At 64.1% G+C, this 17,378-nt stretch carries 19 protein-coding genes; 17 read left to right on the top strand and 2 right to left on the bottom strand.

The window, feature by feature from the left end; genetic code table 11:
• The first annotated feature begins 6 nt into the window (after positions 1 to 6).
• From ABIE49_RS10195 to ABIE49_RS10120, 16 genes are all read left to right on the top strand, one after another.
• Complete coding sequence (locus ABIE49_RS10195) at positions 7 to 492, top strand: GNAT family N-acetyltransferase (protein WP_192737992.1); 486 nt, start codon at positions 7 to 9, stop codon at positions 490 to 492.
• Positions 492 to 1,019 carry a dihydrofolate reductase gene (locus ABIE49_RS10190; RefSeq protein WP_192737991.1) on the top strand — a complete coding sequence of 176 codons (528 nt, stop codon included), beginning with the start codon at positions 492 to 494 and terminating at the stop codon, positions 1,017 to 1,019. The genes ABIE49_RS10195 and ABIE49_RS10190 overlap by 1 nt, the downstream gene beginning before the upstream one ends.
• A gap of 169 nt (positions 1,020 to 1,188) precedes the next feature.
• Positions 1,189 to 2,340 (top strand): FtsH protease activity modulator HflK, encoded by a 1,152-nt coding sequence (gene hflK / locus ABIE49_RS10185; RefSeq protein ID WP_192737990.1) that lies wholly within the window; start codon positions 1,189 to 1,191, stop codon positions 2,338 to 2,340.
• Positions 2,337 to 3,236 carry a protease modulator HflC gene (gene hflC, locus ABIE49_RS10180; protein WP_192737989.1) on the top strand — a complete coding sequence of 300 codons (900 nt, stop codon included), beginning with the start codon at positions 2,337 to 2,339 and terminating at the stop codon, positions 3,234 to 3,236. The genes hflK and hflC overlap by 4 nt, the downstream gene beginning before the upstream one ends.
• Positions 3,237 to 3,327: 91 nt before the next feature.
• Entirely contained in the window at positions 3,328 to 3,528 is a 201-nt protein-coding gene (locus ABIE49_RS10175; RefSeq protein WP_192737988.1) for a DUF2065 domain-containing protein, read from the top strand.
• A gap of 229 nt (positions 3,529 to 3,757) precedes the next feature.
• Complete coding sequence (locus tag ABIE49_RS10170; protein WP_192737987.1) at positions 3,758 to 5,266, top strand: Do family serine endopeptidase; 1,509 nt, start codon at positions 3,758 to 3,760, stop codon at positions 5,264 to 5,266.
• Positions 5,267 to 5,665: 399 nt separating this feature from the next.
• Positions 5,666 to 6,667 (top strand): NrtA/SsuA/CpmA family ABC transporter substrate-binding protein, encoded by a 1,002-nt coding sequence (locus tag ABIE49_RS10165; protein WP_192737986.1) that lies wholly within the window; start codon positions 5,666 to 5,668, stop codon positions 6,665 to 6,667.
• A 3-nt stretch (positions 6,668 to 6,670) separates the two neighbouring features.
• Entirely contained in the window at positions 6,671 to 7,417 is a 747-nt protein-coding gene (locus ABIE49_RS10160) for an ABC transporter permease (protein WP_192737985.1), read from the top strand.
• A complete protein-coding gene (locus tag ABIE49_RS10155; RefSeq protein ID WP_354066739.1) occupies positions 7,414 to 8,280 on the top strand; it encodes an ABC transporter ATP-binding protein in 867 nt (288 codons plus the stop codon). Before ABIE49_RS10160 ends, ABIE49_RS10155 begins: the two co-directional genes overlap by 4 nt.
• A 169-nt stretch (positions 8,281 to 8,449) precedes the next feature.
• Positions 8,450 to 9,175 (top strand): Crp/Fnr family transcriptional regulator, encoded by a 726-nt coding sequence (locus ABIE49_RS10150; protein ID WP_192737984.1) that lies wholly within the window; start codon positions 8,450 to 8,452, stop codon positions 9,173 to 9,175.
• 36 nt (positions 9,176 to 9,211) lie between these two features.
• The gene (locus ABIE49_RS10145) at positions 9,212 to 9,523 is read left to right on the top strand and encodes a hypothetical protein (protein WP_192737983.1); all 312 of its coding nucleotides are present in this window, start codon (positions 9,212 to 9,214) and stop codon (positions 9,521 to 9,523) included.
• 301 nt (positions 9,524 to 9,824) lie between these two features.
• Complete coding sequence (locus ABIE49_RS10140) at positions 9,825 to 10,637, top strand: efflux RND transporter periplasmic adaptor subunit (protein ID WP_210337408.1); 813 nt, start codon at positions 9,825 to 9,827, stop codon at positions 10,635 to 10,637.
• Between the two features lie 34 nt (positions 10,638 to 10,671).
• Positions 10,672 to 10,884, top strand: coding sequence for a hypothetical protein (locus ABIE49_RS10135; protein ID WP_502915877.1), 213 nt, complete (start codon positions 10,672 to 10,674; stop codon positions 10,882 to 10,884).
• A 50-nt stretch (positions 10,885 to 10,934) separates the two neighbouring features.
• Positions 10,935 to 11,615 (top strand): ABC transporter ATP-binding protein, encoded by a 681-nt coding sequence (locus ABIE49_RS10130; RefSeq protein ID WP_192738141.1) that lies wholly within the window; start codon positions 10,935 to 10,937, stop codon positions 11,613 to 11,615.
• Entirely contained in the window at positions 11,612 to 12,772 is a 1,161-nt protein-coding gene (locus tag ABIE49_RS10125; protein ID WP_192737982.1) for an ABC transporter permease, read from the top strand. Before ABIE49_RS10130 ends, ABIE49_RS10125 begins: the two co-directional genes overlap by 4 nt.
• 2 nt (positions 12,773 to 12,774) lie before the next feature.
• On the top strand, positions 12,775 to 13,965 hold the full coding sequence (locus ABIE49_RS10120; protein WP_192737981.1) for an ABC transporter permease: 1,191 nt from the start codon (positions 12,775 to 12,777) through the stop codon (positions 13,963 to 13,965).
• 116 nt (positions 13,966 to 14,081) lie between these two features.
• Here ABIE49_RS10120 and atzF read toward each other — a convergent pair whose 3' ends face one another.
• Together atzF and serB are read right to left on the bottom strand one after the other, a co-directional pair.
• Positions 14,082 to 15,440, bottom strand: coding sequence for an allophanate hydrolase (gene atzF / locus ABIE49_RS10115; protein ID WP_192737980.1), 1,359 nt, complete (start codon positions 15,438 to 15,440; stop codon positions 14,082 to 14,084).
• Positions 15,441 to 15,537: 97 nt separating this feature from the next.
• Complete coding sequence (gene serB, locus ABIE49_RS10110) at positions 15,538 to 16,431, bottom strand: phosphoserine phosphatase SerB (RefSeq protein WP_192737979.1); 894 nt, start codon at positions 16,429 to 16,431, stop codon at positions 15,538 to 15,540.
• Between serB and miaA the strand changes: the two genes are divergently transcribed.
• Positions 16,430 to 17,359: a tRNA (adenosine(37)-N6)-dimethylallyltransferase MiaA gene (gene miaA, locus ABIE49_RS10105; protein WP_192738140.1), complete on the top strand. Its 930-nt coding sequence runs from the start codon at positions 16,430 to 16,432 to the stop codon at positions 17,357 to 17,359. The two genes, serB and miaA, sit on opposite strands and share 2 nt — an antisense overlap.
• Positions 17,360 to 17,378 lie beyond the last annotated feature (19 nt).

Raw genomic sequence — 17,378 nt, 5'->3', positions numbered from 1 at the left:
GATTGAATGGCCCTTGCTATCCGCCGCGCGCGCCCCGATGAAGCCGGGCTTGTCTTGTCCCTGGTGCGCGAACTCGCCGAGTACGAAAAGCTGCTCCACGAGGTCGAGGCCACCGAATCTGACATCGACGCGGCGCTGTTCGGCAGCCATCCGCGGCTGTTTTGCGAGATTGCGGAGTGGGAGGGTGAGCCGGTCGGCTTCGCGGTCTGGTTCGTCAATTTCTCAACGTTCAGCGGCCGGTCCGGTATCTATCTTGAGGATCTGTTCGTCCGTCCGGCGCAGCGCGGCAAAGGCATCGGCAAGGCGTTGCTGTCGCAGCTTGCGAAGCAATGTGTGGCCAACGGCTGGTCGCGCTTGCAATGGTCGGTACTGGACTGGAATACGCCGTCGATCGAATTCTACAAATCGCTGGGTGCAGTCATGATGGACGAGTGGACGGTATGCCGGGTCAACGGTCCGGCGCTGACGGCGCTGGCGCGGGGCGCGCGCTGATGGAGATCGTTCTCATTGTCGCGGTCGCCGAGAACGGCGTGATCGGCGCCGGCGGAGCCATCCCATGGCGGCTGAAATCCGACATGCTGCGGTTAAAGGCGATGACGATGGGAAAGCCGATCGTGATGGGCCGCAAGACCTTCCAGTCGTTTCCGCGCCGGCCGCTCCCAGGGCGGACCAACATCGTGGTGACGCGCGATGCCGCCTATCGCGCGGAAGGCGCCGTGGTCACCACTTCCCTTGCCGACGCCGAGGCGATCGCCACCGGCGATGCGCTGCGACGTTTCGCCACTGAGATCGCGATCATCGGCGGCGCGGAAATCTACGCGCATTGGATCGATCGTGCCGATCGGCTGGAAATCACCGAGGTGCATGCCCGGCCCGACGGCGATACGCGTTTCGCCGCAATTGTGGCTTCCGACTGGGAAGAGGTCGCGCGCGTGCGGAATCCGGCCGGACCCGACGACAGCGCCGAGTTCTCCTATGTGACATTTCGTCGGCGCGGCACGCGTCAATTGTCGCATTAACCTCGCTAGTCAATGTTTGCATTGACAATTATGGCCCCAAGCATAGCTGCTTCAGACCATAAGCTTGCGTTGTAAGGGCCCGGGCGGTCCCCTATAAAGCCGGTCGGACATGCGAGGCCGGGCATTTTGCCCAATCAGGCGGACCCGGGCCCGCGGAGGAGACTTTTATATGCCGTGGAAGAATCAAGGCGGGGGCCCGTGGGGCTCGGGTCCGAAGGGACCGTGGGGCAACGGACCTCAATCGGTTGGGCCGCGCCCACCCGATCTTGAGGACCTTCTGCGTCGCGGCCAGGACAAGCTGCAGAATCTCCTGCCGGGCGGCCATTTCAGCGGCATGGGCATCGCGCTGGTTCTGATCGGCGCGCTGGCGATCTGGTTCCTGTCGGGCTTCTTCCGCGTCCAGTCGGAAGAACTCGGCGTGATCCTGCGCTTCGGCAAGCACATCAAGACCGTGCAGCCCGGCCTGAACTACCATCTGCCGTATCCGATCGAGACCGTGCTGCTGCCGAAGGCGCTGCGCGTTTCCACCATCTCGATCGGCATGACGCTGATCAGCGATCCGAGCGGGCGCGGCCGCACCATGCGCGACGTGCCGGAAGAAAGCCTGATGCTGACCGGCGACGAGAACATCGTCGACGTCGATTTCACGGTGCTGTGGCGGATCAAGCCCGACGGCGTCGGCAATTACCTGTTCAACATCCAGAACCCCGAAGGCACCGTGAAGGCGGTGGCCGAAAGCGCCATGCGCGAAGTGATCGGCCGCTCCAACATCCAGCCGATCCTGACCGGCGCCCGCACCCTCAACGAGGCGGGCGTGCAGGAGCTGATGCAGAAGACGCTCGACAGCTATGGTTCGGGGGTTCAGATCACACAGGTGCAGATGCAGAAGGTCGATCCGCCGGCGCAGGTGATCGACGCGTTCCGCGACGTGCAGGCCGCCCGCGCCGACCTCGAGCGTCTGCAGAACGAAGCGCAGACCTACGCCAACCGGGTCATTCCGGACGCGCGCGGCCGTGCCGCGCAGATCCTGCAGGTCGCCGAAGGTTACAAGGAACAGGCGGTCGCCGAGGCCAAGGGCCAGAGCGCGCGCTTCCTCAAAGTCTATGACGAATACAACAAGGCGAAAGACGTGACGCGGCAGCGAATTTATCTCGAGACGATGGAGCGTATCCTCGCCAACGCCGAGAAGCTCGTCTATGACGGCGGTCCGAATGCGCAGAACATGGTGCCGTATCTGCCGCTCAACGAGTTGTCGCCGCGGCGAACGCCGGCGCCGCCCGCCACCGGTCAGCAGCAGCAGCAGCAGGGAGGCAACCGATGAGGTCTCCCGTCACAGGCATTGTCCTCCTGATCACGCTGTTTGTCGTCGTCATCTTCGGCTACAGCTCCATCTTCACCGTCGACCAGACCCAGCAAGTGCTGGTGGTGCGGCTCGGTGAACCCATCCGCGTCGTCACCGAACCGGGCCTGAACTTCAAGGCGCCGTTCATCGACACTGTCATCTCGATCGACAAGCGCATCCTCGATCTGGAAAATCCGTCGCAGGAAGTGATCGCCTCGGATCAGAAGCGGCTGGTGGTCGACGCCTTCGCCCGCTACCGCATCAAGAACGCGCTGCGCTTCTATCAGAGCATCGGTTCGATCCAGGCGGCCAACGTCCAGCTCACCACGCTGTTGAACGCGTCGCTGCGCCGCGTGCTCGGCGAGGTCTCCTTCATCACGGTGGTGCGCGACGAGCGCGAAGCCCTGATGCTGCGTATTCGCGAACAGCTCGACAAGGAAGCCGACGGTTACGGCATCCAGGTGGTCGACGTGCGAATCCGCCGCGCCGATCTGCCGGAGCAGAATAGCCAGGCGGTCTATCAGCGCATGCAGACCGAACGCGCGCGCGAGGCGGCCGAGTTCCGCGCCCAGGGCGGACAGAAGGCCCAGGAGATCAGGTCGAAGGCCGATCGTGAGGCGACCGTCATCATCGCGGAAGCCAATTCGACGGCCGAACAGACGCGTGGTGCCGGCGACGCCGAGCGCAACCGGCTGTTCGCCGAGGCCTATGGCAAGGATCCCGACTTCTTCGCCTTCTACCGCTCGATGTCGGCCTATGAGACCGGGCTTCGCAGCAACGACACCCGCTTCCTGCTGCGGCCGGATTCGGAGTTCTTCCGCTTCTTCGCCAATTCGGCCGGCCACCCGCCGGCCGCAGCCGCGCCGAAGCAATAGCTCTCGGCCGGCCACAACAAATCAGGCGAAGCGGACCCCGCTTCGCCTGCGATAAAAGCAAGAACTGCGTTCAGCGGGAGGTTGCCATCCGATGAGGTCCATAGCGTTTGCCGACTTCCTCATCGGCCTGGGAATCCTGTTTGTGCTGGAAGGCCTGATGTTCGCGGCAAGCCCGGCCTGGATGCGCCGGGCGATGAAGAGCGCGATGACAACGCCGGACAACATTCTGCGCGCGGTGGGCATCGGATCGGCGGTCGTGGGCCTGCTCCTGATCTGGCTGGTCCGCCGGTAGTTAATTGTCATTCCGGGGCGATGCGAAGCATCGAACCCGGAATCTCGGGATTTCGGGTTCGCATCTTCGATGCGCCTCGGAATGACCAACAAAATCGCCTGCGGAATCAACGAAATCGTGAGCCGCCGATGGTCGGTTTTTCGCCGGAATGCCCGGTTCAAATGCTTGCGCCTCAGACCCGTTCGGGCGCACTGTGGACCCCAAATCGACCCGCTGGAGAGAAGCTGACATGACCGGAGCCAGACCCGCTTTGAGCCGTCGCCTGCGCATGATGGGGGCTGCGATTTCACTCGGCGCCGCCGGCGCTCTGGCTTCAGCGCCGGCTTTTGCGCGGGGCCCGGACGGCATCGCGGACATCGCCGAAAAGGTGATCGACGCCGTCGTCAATATCTCGACCTCGCAGAACGTCGAGGCCAAGGGTGGTGGCGGCGAGCGGCAGGCCACGCCGCAATTGCCGCCGGGTTCGCCGTTCGAGGAATTCTTCGACGACTTCTTCAAGAATCGGCGCGGCGGCGCTCCCAAGGGGGGCGAGCGAAGCGAGATGCAGCCGCGCAAGACCAATTCGCTCGGCTCCGGTTTCATCATCGATACCGCTGGCGTCGTCGTCACCAATAATCACGTCATCGCGGATGCCGACGAGATCAACATCATCATGAACGACGGCACCAAGATCAGGGCCGAACTGGTCGGCGTCGACAAGAAGACCGATATCGCGGTGTTGAAATTCAAGCCGGTGAAGCCGCTGGTCGCGGTCAAGTTCGGCGAGTCCGACAAGCTGCGTCTCGGCGAATGGGTGATCGCGATCGGCAATCCCTTCAGCCTCGGCGGCTCGGTGACGGCCGGCATCGTCTCGGCGCGCAACCGCGATATCAGCCAGGGGCCCTACGACAGCTACATCCAGACCGACGCCTCCATCAACCGCGGCAATTCCGGCGGTCCGCTGTTCAACCTTGAGGGTGAAGTGGTCGGCGTCAACACGCTGATCATCTCGCCGACCGGCGGCTCGATCGGCCTCGGCTTCGCGGTGCCTTCGAAGACCGTGATCGGCGTGGTCAATCAGCTCCGGGAATTCGGCGAGCTGCGCCGCGGCTGGCTCGGCGTCCGCATCCAGCAGGTCACCGACGAGATCGCCGAAAGCCTCAACATCAAGCCGGCGCGCGGCGCGCTGGTCGCCGGCATCGACGACAAGGGCCCGGCCAAGCCCGCCGGGATCGAGCCCGGTGACGTCGTGGTCAAGTTCGACGGCAAGGACGTCAAGGATCCGAAGGACCTGTCGCGCGTGGTCGCCGACACCGCGGTCGGCAAGGAAGTCGAAGTCGTCGTCATTCGCAAGGGTGCGGAGGAAACCAAGAAGGTGACGCTCGGCCGGCTCGAGGATAACGAGAAGGTGCAGCAGGCCGCCGCCAAGAAGGACGAGCCCGCCGCCGAGAAGCCGGTGACGCAGAAGGTGCTCGGTCTCGATCTGGCCGCGCTGAGCAAGGATCTGCGCGGCAAGTACAAGATCAAGGACAGCGTCAAGGGCGTCGTCATCACCGGCGTCGACAATGCATCCGATGCCGCCGAGAAGCGGCTGTCCGCCGGCGACGTCATCGTCGAGGTGGCGCAGGAGGCGGTGACGAACACCGCCGACGTCAAGAAGCGGGTCGATCAGATCAAGAAGGACGGGCGCAAGTCGGTCCTGCTGATGGTTGCCAACGGCGAAGGCGAACTGCGCTTCGTGCCGCTGCTCGTGCAGTAAGAAGCCTGGAAGCGGCGGCGCTTTTCGCCGCCTTTCCCGCCGCCTTTCCTGGGCCGGCTGTGTTGGCGGGCGGCGTTTCGAACGGCCGCCTGACCGCAAATCCAATCTAACCAAATCCAATCAAGCGATGACCCGACCTCGTGACCGGGGTGCGCAAGCACCCCTGCGTCACGTCGCGCCTGCCCGCGTCCAATGTCGATTAATTGCTTCCTTGGACGGGGGCCATGGCCGACGATCTGCATCTCGGAAAACAGCGGGATCACCTCAACGGTCCCAACAGGCTGACCGGGAGGTCCACAGGGAGGACGCGGGGTTTGCGGGTGGGACCGGTCAGGGGCCGGCGCCATCATTGTCACCAAGCATGCCGTCAGAACCCCTGGCGGCCCACGGAGATCACTCATGCCGCGCACCAGATCGATCCCCGCCGCCGCGTTTGCGGCATGTGCCGTGCTCTGCTGGTCGATCGTCGCGCCCACGATGGCGGCGGCACAGGATCTTGTGAAAGCGCGGCTAGCGCAGAATCTCGGTCCGATATCGGGCCTCGTCATCATCGCCAAGGCGAAGGGAATGTTCGAAAAGCAGGGGCTCGACATTACCGTCGCCAACTTCACCTCGGGCAAGCAATGCCTGGATACCGTGCTCGGCGGCGGTGCCGATTTTGCGACCACGGCCGAAGCGCCGGTGACCGCCGCGGCGATGGCCAACCAGCCGATCGCGTTCGTCGCCGGCATGGAATACTCCGATCTCAAGACCATGACGGCGGCAAAGGCCGGGATCAAGACCAAGGCCGATCTGCGCGGCAAGAAGATCGGCTTCACCGCAGGCACCGGCAGCGAGGTCTACACCGCGACGCTGCTGAAGGCCGCGGGCCTGACGCCGGGCGACGTGACACTGGTCAACCTGCGGCCGCAGGAAATGCTGCCGGCGATGGCGGCCGGCAGCATCGACGCGTTCGATACCTGGGAGCCGCATATCGCCAACGCCAGGAAGGCCCTCGGCGAGAACGCGGTGCTGCTGGACACCAAGGGTCTGTACTCCGAGACCTTCAACATCGTGGTGACGCGGCCCTATCTCGACGCCAACGGTCCGCTGGTGCAGAAATTCTTGCGGGCCTTGCTCGACGCCGAGGCCTGGCTGAAGGCGAACCCGGACGAGGCGATCACAACCATCGCCGACATCGTCGGCATGAAGCGCGACGAACTCGCGGCGATCTGGCAGGACTACGTCTACCGCGTCCGCATCGACGATCAGTTGCTCGGCATTCTCAAGCTGCATGCGGCGTGGCGGCTGGAGAGCGGCAACCACCCGCCGGGCGCGACGATGCCTGACTTCGCCAAGGTACTTGCGCTCGAGCCGCTACGCGGCATCGATGCCAGCCGCGTCACCGTCTCGGCCAAATAGCAGATGAAGCGGATCAATATCCTGGTCGGCGCGCTCTCGATCCCGCTCTTTGTCGTGGCGTGGGAAGTGGTCGCGCGGTCGGGGATCGTCAACGCCGTACTGTTTCCGCCGCCTTCCGTCGTCGCGGTCGCCGTGCTCGAATGGGTGCGAAGCGGGCAGTTCTTCCTCGATCTCGGGGCTAGCCTCTATCGCGTCGTGACCGGGTTCGTGGTGGGGGCGGCGCTGGGCACAGCGCTCGGCGTTCTCACCGGGCAGTTTGCGCTGGTATCAAGCCTGCTGTCGCCGCTGTTTCATATCCTGCGGCCGATACCGCCGATCGCGTTCGTTCCGATCGTGATCCTCTGGTTCGGCCTGTCTGAAACCGGCAAGCTGTTCCTGGTGGTCTGGGGCGTCTTCTTCACGGTGTGGCTGTCCACGCATATCGGCGTGCAGAAGGTCGACCGCGGCCTGATCCGGGCGGCGCAGATGCTCGGGACGCCGCGGCGCCAGATGCTGCAGGAGATCGTGCTGCTCGGCGCCTTGCCCTACATCGTGGTCGGGCTTCGAACCGCGATCAGCATTTCATTCTACACGCTGGTGGCGGCCGAACTGGCGGGCGCCTTTGCCGGCATCGTCTACCGGATCGAGATCGCGCAGCAGAATCTGCAGACCGGCCAGGTGATGGGCGGATTGGCAGCGCTCGGATTGATGTCCTTTGTCGCCGACCGCCTGTTCGCGGCGGTCGCGGAACGCACGGTGTGGTGGCGATGAAGCAGATGGTACATCGGTCCGAGCTGGCGCTTGCGCATCCGCAGCCGTCCCTTGCAGGAGAACGCGCGTCGGCCCGCACCATCATCAGCGTCGCCGATCTCAGCATCGTGTTCGACACGCCGCAGGGGCAGGTGATTGCCGTCGATCGGGTGACGTTCAGCGTGGCTCATGGCGATTTCGTCTGCATCGTGGGTCCATCCGGATGCGGCAAGTCGACGGTGCTCAACACCATCGCAGGCCTGGAGATGCCGTACAGCGGCGCGGTGATGGTGGACGGCAGGCCGATGCAGCGCCCGCGGCCCGACGTCGGCATGGTGTTCCAGCAGCCGCATCTGTTTCCCTGGAAATCCGTCCGCAAGAACATCGCGCATGGTCCGCGCATGCTGGGCAAGTCGCGGAGCGAGGCCCGGGCGATTGCTGACGGCCTGATCGAGATGATCGGTCTCAATCGTTTCGCCGACGCCTATCCGCACACGCTCTCCGGCGGCATGCAGCAGCGCGTTGCGATTGCACGCGCGCTTGCCAACCAGCCGCGCGTGCTTTTGATGGACGAGCCGTTCGGCGCGCTCGACGCCCAGACCCGCAGCGTGATGCAGGACAGCCTGCTCGAATTGCGCGAGCGCATCGATGCAACGGTCGTGTTCGTCACCCACGACATCGACGAGGCCATTCTGCTGGCGGACCGGGTCCTGATCATGAGCGCGGGCCCCGGACGCATCCTGCGCGATCTCGGCGTCGATCTGCCGCGGCCGCGTTCCAACGCCATCATGCTCGATCCCGCCTACCTCGCGCTGAAGAAGGATTGTCTCGACCTGATCCGGTCCGAAGGCCGTCGCGCCTTCGATCAGTCGAGCGCCGGCTAGAGCCTTTTCAAAGCGAAGTGGATACCGGTTCGCGTTAAAGAAGACGCGTCAAATCAAAAATCCAGAGTCCCGTTCCGATTCCATCGGAACGGAAAAGGCTCTTACGGCGCCAAACTGCGCCCTGTTGGCACGAGTCTTGAATTGATTAGCTCAATTCAAGGAGGCGACCATGACAGCAGCACAAGCGAGAGCCGCGGCCGGAATCATGCTGGCGGAATCGGACAGCCTCGTCCGCCCGCTGCCGGGTCTGCTGGACGAACTGTGCGAGGCGGATCGGCGGCGCTTGCGCGGTATAGGCCGCGACAAGCCACTCGAAACCGGCCAGTTCGTCTGGCAGCAGGGCGATGGTCAGACCGGAATCTATTTGATCCGATCCGGCCGCATTCGCAGCTACTACGTCGCGCCGTCAGGGCGCGAGGTGACGCTGGCCTACTGGTTTCCGGGCAACTTCGTCGGCGGCCCGGATTTGTTCGGCACCGGACCGCATATGTGGACATCGGCGGCGGTTGAGGCGAGCGAGCTGACATTTCTGCCGGGACCGGCGCTGAAGAAAGTCGCGCTGGAGTCCGCCCCACTGGCGGTGGCGCTGCTGGATGCGCTTGCGTTCAAGGCGCGGTGCTATTCGGCGATGGCGCAGATGCTGGGGACGCGCTCGGTCACCGAGCGGCTGCATCGCCTGCTGATCTTCCTGTCGCGGATACACGGCATCCGGAGCGGCCGCGAAACCACCATCGCGGTGCCGTTTACGCATGGCGACCTCGCCAACCTGATCGGCTCAACCCGGCAATGGGTCACCGTTCAACTCGCGCGCATGCAGCAGCGCGGCATCATCCGGTATCACCGGGGGCTGATCTCGATCCTGAACATGCCGGCGCTGGACCTCGAGGTGGTCTAAAGCACGTTGTCGTTTTCCCGGAATCGGGATTCCAGGTTGGGCGATTTTCTGATTCAAACTCCATGCTGGAGACGGGGGCCGGCATGGATGATGCGATCCTATTCGGAAGACATTCGCGAACGGGCTCTGGCGCGGGCTGCTGGCGAAGACCGGGAACCAATCATCACAGGCACGCCAAACGCCCAGACCGTGCCAAAGAAGACCCGGCGACTGATCGGTCGGGGACATCAAGGCATGACGGACGCCATCTCGGCCAATCGCATGGAACCGGTAATCGACAAGACCATTGCGTTCGCCCTTATGGAGAGCGGCGCGCATTTCGGCAAAGTGGCGATCGCCATTGGATGAATCAGCGCATACCAAAAAATGGCAGCATGTGGCCACATGCAACTCTTGGTGTTCCAGCAATTGCTTCCGCTGCCATTAAGCTTTAAATTCCGGCTATTCGCCTCGTCGAAAAAACGGGCGCCGCCTGGCGCTCGCGCGAGCTGAACGGGATTTACAACCGAGCTGGGGTTGCCGCCTCGCCGAAAGCGCAGGGCGCCCCGACGATGACGCGACGCGTAGACCGGCTGTGAGCGAGACCACTAGCGCGAGAACGATGCCGCCCGCGCAGGAACGGCAGCGAGCAGGTGGATGGAAATGAATAATGACCGAAGACAAGAGCAAACTCCTGAGATCGCTTACGATCGATCGCAGCGCCGGCAAGGCGGAGCGATCGGGCAGCCGTTGGTTGCCGATCTCAGCGGTGATTATCATCTGCGTCGTCGGATTGGCTGCCTTTGCCGCATTCGAGTTCCGCAGGCAGAACCCGACCAAAGAGACCGCATCGCACACCGCACAGCAGCCCGCCGCACAACCGCAGGCGCCACAGCAGCCGCCAACGAATAGCAAGGCGACCGGCAGCCTGGCGGCCTCCGGCTATGTGGTGGCGCGCCGCAAGGCAACCGTTGCCGCCGAGATCACCGGCAAGGTGGTCGAAGTGTTCATCGACGAAGGCATGACGGTGACCGAGGGGCAGGTCGTCGCGCGGCTCGACAGCGTGCTTGCTGAAAGGGACTATGAGCTGGCCCGCTCGCGCGCCGAGACGGCCAATGCGGCGATCGCCGCGATCGCCGCCGATCTGGAGGACGCGACCCGGATCATGACGCGCGTGCAAACACTCTCGCAGAAGAATTTTGCGACCGAGGCCGATCTGACCAAGGCGCAGGCCCGGGTCGGCGTGCTCAACGCGCAAATGCGCCAGGCGCAATCGCAATTCGAGACCGCCAAGATCGACGCCAAGCGCAGCGCCTCGATGCTCGACAAGCATCAGATCAGGGCGCCGTTCGCCGGTGTCGTCATCGACCGCAGCGCACAGCCCGGCGAGATGATTTCGCCGATGTCGGTGGGCGGCTACACGCGCACCGGCATCTGCACCAGTCGACATGGATTCAATCGAGATCGAAGTCGACGTCAATGAGGCCTTCATCGGCCGGGTCGTCGCCGGAGGCGCCGTGAACGCGATGCTGGATGCGTATCCGGACTGGACGATTCCTGCCTCGGTGATTGCCATCGTGCCGACGGCGAACCGCGAGAAGGCCACGGTGAAGGTGCGAATCCGCTTCGAAAAGAAGGATCCGCGCATCCTGCCCGACATGGCGGTGAAAGTGAATTTCATCGCCGATGCCAAAGTAAAGGACGCCGCCAAGACCACTGCCGCGAACTAGCTTCCGGCCGGAAACCTTGAGAGGAGAAAAGCGTGACAGCCGAGCATCCGATGGTTCGCCTTACCGGCGTAGCCAAGCGTTTCACCAAGGGCAAGGAAACAAACTCGATCTTCGATCATCTCGACCTTGCGATTCCGCGCGGTGACTTCATCGCCGTCATGGGACCGTCCGGTTCGGGCAAGACGACGCTGCTCAATCTGCTCGGGGGTATCGATCGCGTCGACGCCGGCGAAATTTCGGTTGCGGACCAGCGCATCGACGGTCTCTCCGAAGGTGAACTCGCCGCCTGGAGGGCCGCCAATGTCGGCTTCATCTTCCAATTCTACAATCTGATGCCGATGCTGACCGCGGCGCAGAACGTGGAGCTGCCGCTATTGCTCACCAGGTTGAATCGCAAGGATCGTGCCGCACGCGTTCACACCGCACTTTCCGTGGTTGGATTAGCCGACCGCGTCAAGCACCGTCCGCGCGAAATGTCGGGCGGCCAGCAGCAGCGCGTGGCGATTGCGCGCGCCATTGTCTCGGACCCAAACCTGTTGCTTTGCGACGAACCGACCGGCGACCTCGACCGACAATCCGCCGACGAGATCCTTTCAATCCTGCAATTGCTCAATGGCGAACTAGGCAAGACCATCGTGATGGTAACGCATGATCCGGCGGCGGCAAACTATGCCAAGCGCGTCCTGCATCTCGACAAGGGCCGCTTCGTCGAACGGGAGCTCGCCGCGTGAACGACTTCGACCTGGTCCGGAAAAACCTGTTCCGCCGCAAATTGCGCGCCGCCCTGATGATCGTGTCGATCCTGATCGCCTTCATGATCTTCGGCGTGCTCGCTGGATTCTACCGCGCCTTCACCGCCGGCGAAGATGCCGCCGCCGCGGACCGCATGATCACCGTCAACAAGATCAACTTCACCCAGCCGCTGCCGATCGCCTACTATAATCGCGTGCGGACGGTGGAAGGCGTGCGGCAGGTGACCTTCGCCAACTGGTTCGGCGGCTACTATCAGGACCCGAAGAATTTCCTGATGTCGCTGGCGATCGAGCCGAGCACCTATTTCGACGTCTACCGCAGCGAATTCGAAGTTCCGCCCGAACAGCTTCAAGCCTTCATGCGAGATCGCGGCAGCGCGGTGGTCGGCGAAAGCCTGGCGCAGAAGTGGGGCTGGAAGATCGGCGATCGCATCCCGGTTGCGAGCAATATTTTCAGCCAGAAGAGCGGCGGGCATACCTGGGATCTCACCATTGCCGGCATCGTCAAGGGCAAGGCCGAGCACGTCGACACCAACTTCCTGCTGTTTCAGTACGCCTACTTCGACGAGACCCGCTCGTTCGGCAAGGACACCATCGGCTGGATGATCCTTCAGACCACCTCTCCCGAAAGCAACCCCCGCGTCGCGAAGACGATCGACGCGATGTTCGCCAATTCCACCGCCGAGACCTCGACCGACACCGAAAAGGCGTTCGGCAAGGCGTTCGCGGCTCAGTTCGGCAACATCGCGCTGATTGTATTGCTGGTTGTCGGCGCCGCCTTCGTCACCATCCTGATGATCGTCGGCAACACCATGGCGCTGTCGATCCGGGAGCGCACCCGCGAGATCGGCGTGCTGAAGACGCTCGGCTTTTCCGGGCCGCGAATCCTTGGGATGGTGCTCGGCGAATCCGTATTGCTGGCGTTGCTCGGCGGAATTCCCGGGCTTGCGATTGCGGCGCTGATCGCCATGGCCCTGCGCACAAGCCTCTCCAACATCGCGCCCGCTTTTGCCGTGTCGCCGACCATCATCATGCAAGGCCTGGCGTTGATGATCGCGCTGGGGCTGATCACGGGGATCATTCCGGCGCTCAACGCCATGCGGCTCAAAATTGCAACCGCGCTTGGACGGGGATAGACATGCGTTCGCTCTGGCTTCAGGTGGCCGCCGTCACCGCCATCAATCTCAGGAGCATAGCGCAGCGGCGCTGGCTCTCGCTCTCGACGGTGATCGCGATCGCGCTGGTGGTGATCGTCCTGCTCGCGTTCCTGGCGATGGCCAACGGATTCCAGCGCACCATCGCGGGATCCGGTGCTGATGACATCGCGATCGTGCTGCGGGCCGGCTCGCAGGCCGAAATCAACAGTACCGTGAGCCGCGATCAGGTACGGCTGATCGAGGACGGTCCCGGCATCGCGCGTGGCAGCGACGGCAAGCCGCTGATCTCGCCGGAACTCTATCTGGTGGTCGACGGCATCAAACGCTCGACCGGGACCAAGGCCAATTTGCCGCTGCGCGGGATCGGGGAACAGGGCGCCGCGCTGCGCAACGGCATCACCATCACCGCAGGCCGCATGTTCAACCGGGGCAGCAACGAGGTGGTGGTCGGCAAGGCCCTGCTGCGGGAATTCGAGGGGTTCGACCTCGGCAGTACCGTGGCCTTCGGCGCCACGCGCTGGACCGTGGTCGGCGTGTTCGAGGCCGGCGGCAGCGTGTTCGAATCCGAGATTTGGGCCGATCTCAACGTGGTGCAGAGCCTGTTCAATCGCAACAATATCGTACAGATCGTGCGCGCGCGCCTCACCGGGCCGGCCGCCCTCAATGAACTCAAAAGCTATAGCGACAACGATCCGCGGCTGAAGCTCGATGTCAAATCCGAAGCAGCCTACTTCGCGGAACAGGCCTCGCAGACCTCCGATTTGATTCAGAAGCTTGGCTGGCCGCTGGCGATCGCGATGGCGCTGGGCGCGGTCGCCGGCGCGCTCAACACGATGTATTCGTCGGTTGCCAGCCGCGCGACGGAAATCGCAACGCTGCGCGCCATCGGCTTCGGCGGTTTTCCTGCGTTCGTCGGGACGCTCGCCGAATCGCTGGTGCTCGCCGTCATAGGCGGCTTGCTCGGCGCCGCCGCCACTTATCTGATTTTCGATGGCGTCACGGCGTCCACCCTTGGCGGGAACTTCACCCAGGTGGTGTTCGACTTCAAGCTCAGTCCCTGGCTGATCGCCGAGGGGGTTGGGCTGGCGCTGATTGTGGGCCTGATCGGTGGACTGTTTCCGGCCCTGCGGGCCGCGCGATTACCGATCGTCGAAGGCCTGTACGCGCATTAGAGCGTTTTCCAGCGAAGTGGAAACCGGTTCGCGTCAAGAAAACGCGTCAAATCAAGAATCTAGAGCCCGTTCCGATGCCATCGGAACGGAAAAGGCTCTTGGGCCCGGCCCTATTCTTACTTTGCATGGGGTTGTTTTCGCGATTTTGTGTCGAGCCGCCGCGCCAACGCGATCAACGCCCGGTCGGACCAGGCCGGCGCCAGCAGCGTCACCCCCATGGGGATGCCGTTTGGCAACACGCCGTTCGGGATCGCCACCGCGCACAGATCCAGCAGATTGGCGAAGTAGGAGTAGTGGCCGAGGCGGTTGTTCAGCGTAATCGGATCGCTGTGCATCTCGTCCAGCAGGAATGGGCGCGGCGCCGTGGGCACCACCAGCGCATCGACGCCAGCGAGAAGGCTTTGTGATTGCCGGCGCAGCCGCAACAGCCGGTGCATCGCGGTGAAGGTGTCGACCGCCGAATAGCCCGTCGCCGTCCGAAGCACGGTTTTTGTAACATCGAGCAGGCGATCGGTGTCGACCTCCATCAGCGACGATATCGACGCGCGCCGTTCCGCGACCCAGGGGCCGGCGAACATCATCGCGCCGGCCTCGGCGAACGGCGCAAAGTCGATCTCGACCGCGGTGCCGCCGAGAGCGGAAAATCGCTCGCAGGCCTGTTCATAGAGCGCGCCGCATTCGGGCATGCCGAAGCATTCGAGATCCTTGGCCATGAGGCGGCCGAACCTGAAGGTGCCGGTGGCGCGAGCGCTGACGGAAGCCGGCGCGGGCCGGCTGTACGGATCCTCGGGATCGAAGCCTTCCATGACGTCCAGGATCGCGACGCCTTCCTGTACCGAATTGCAGAAGATCGAGACGCAATCCAGCGTCGGGCAATTCGGCACCAGGCCGCGCGACGACACCAGCCCGACCGTCGGCTTGATGCCGACGATGTCGTTGAACCCGGCGGGAATGCGGCCCGAGCCGCCGGTATCGGTGCCAAGCGCGAATGTGACGTGGCCGGCGGCGACCGCGACCGCCGAGCCCGAACTGGAGCCGCCCGAGACATAGCGCGGGTCCGCGATGCTGGCGCAGGAGCCGTAGGGCGAGCGCGCGCCGGAGAGGCCGGTGGCGAGCTGGTCGAGATTGGTCTTGCCGATGCAGATCGCGCCGGCCGCAATCAAGCGTTCGACGCTTTCGGCTGATCGTGCCGGCATGTAGCTGAACGCCGGGACGGCGGCCGTCGTCGGCATGCCCGCAACGTCGATATTGTCTTTGACGCCGAACAGGACACCGAGCAGGGGGAAGGTTTCGCCGGAATCGGCGCGTGTCATCAGCGTGCGGCAATGGTCCCACGTCTCCGTGATCGGGCGGACATGGATCCAGCAGTTCCGGTCACGCTCGGCCTCGATCCGCCGATAGGCCGTCTCGATGGCCTGCAGCGGGTCGCTCCCGGCAGGGGAGGACGTTGCGAATCGTAGATTGATTTGGTTCACCTGAAAGAACTCCACCCGCGCTGCTTTCGGCAAAACTGGGCGAGCGGGTCGTCACGAACAAGCAATTAAATGCTTCGTGTTCAGGTGCGGCGGTGGTTTACGCCGTCACGAATTCATCGCGCCGATAGCCCTGCGCATACAGCAACGCAGTGAGATCGCCGTGGTCGATCCGGGCGGCGGCGGCCGCCGCCACCGCAGGCTTGGCGTGATAGGCGACGCCAAGGCCGGCGGCCTCGATCATGCCGAGATCGTTGGCGCCGTCGCCGGTCACCAGTGTGTCGATGTCGTCGAGATCGAAGGACTCGGTGAGTTCGATCAGCGTCGCGAGTTTGGTGGCGCGGCCGAGGATCGGCTCGGTGACCTCGCCCGTGAGCTTGCCGCCAGACACCTTCAATTCATTGGCGCGGTTTTCCTGGAACCCGATCATCGCGGCGACCGCATTGGTGAACAGCGTAAAGCCGCCCGAGATCAGGCAGGTGTAGGCGCCGTTGGCGCGCATGGTCATGACCAGTTCGCGGCCGCCCGGCGTTGCCGTGATGCGCTTTTTCAGCACTTCATCGACCACGCCGACCGGCATGTCCTTGAGCAGCGCGACGCGCTCGCGCAGCGCCGGCTCGAACTCGATTTCGCCGCGCATCGCGCGCTCGGTGATGGCGGCGACGTGCGCCTTCAGTCCGGCAAAATCGGCCAGTTCGTCGATGCATTCCTGGCCGATCATGGTGGAATCCATGTCGGCGAGAAAAAGCTTCTTGCGCCGGAAGGCGGCAGGCTGCACGACAATGTCGATCGGCAGGTCGCCGCGCGCCTGGCGCAGGCGGGCCTCGATCGCCTTGATATCCTCGCTGCCGGTGAAGGGGATATCGACCGCGACTTCGTCGAACAGCCATTGGGCCGTGCCGGGCGAGGGCAGGACGGCCAGCGCGCCGTCGACGATGGTGGAGTCGAGCGCGGGGTTGACGGGATTGCAGATGAGCGTGGCGACAAGGGACATGCAGGCGAATTCGCGTTTGGGGAATAAGGCCGTGCTTATCGCAGGGCCGACCGCCAGCGGCAAGTCGGCGCTGGCCCTTGAGCTGGCGCAAAAGACCGGCGGCGTCGTCATCAACACCGATTCCATGCAGGTCTATCGCGATCTGCGCGTCATCACGGCCCGCCCGACGCCCGCCGAAGAGGCGCAGGCGCCGCATTGGCTCTATGGCCATGTCGATGCCGCCGTGAACTTTTCCGCCGGCGCGTGGGTCGCGGACGCCGCCAAAATGCTGTCGGAAGCACAGGCCGAAAAACGCCTGCCGATCTTCGTCGGCGGTTCCGGCCTCTATTTCAAGGCGCTGACGCGCGGCCTGTCGGCGGTGCCGCCGATCCCGGCCGAAGTGCGTGAAAGCGTGCGCGCGCGGCTGGAGCGCGATGGCGTCGAAGCTCTGCACGCCGAACTGGCGCTGCGCGACCCGGCGACGGCGGACCGCCTGAAGCCGCGTGACCGCGCCCGCATCGCGCGGGCGCTCGAAGTGGTCGGGGCGACCGGCCGCGCGCTGGCCGACTGGCACCGCGAAGGTCTGCCGCCGCTGCTGCCGCAAGGCGAGTTTCACGCGCTGTTTCTGGCGCCGGAGCGCGACCAACTCTATGCCCGGATCGACGCGCGGTTCGACGCGATGCTGGCGGCAGGCGCATTGGAGGAGGTGGCCGCACTGGCCGCCCGACATCTCGACCCGCTGCTGCCGGCGATGAAGGCTCATGGCGTGCCGGCGCTGATCCGGCATTTGAGCGGCGAGATCAGCCAGGCGGAGGCCGCCGAGACTAGCCGCGCGGACACCCGTCACTACGCCAAGCGGCAGTTCACCTGGTTCCGGCACCAATTGCCGGAGTTTGAGTGGGTGCCACCGGAGGCGGCGCGGGGGTGGCTGGAGGCGAAGGTCTCCTAGCCCGGATGAGCGTAGCGAC

The organism is Bradyrhizobium sp. OAE829 (assembly GCF_040546575.1).
Taxonomy (GTDB): domain Bacteria; phylum Pseudomonadota; class Alphaproteobacteria; order Rhizobiales; family Xanthobacteraceae; genus Bradyrhizobium.
The sequence above is the reverse complement of the archived record's forward strand: the minus strand, read 5'-3'. Positions and strand labels throughout refer to the sequence as shown.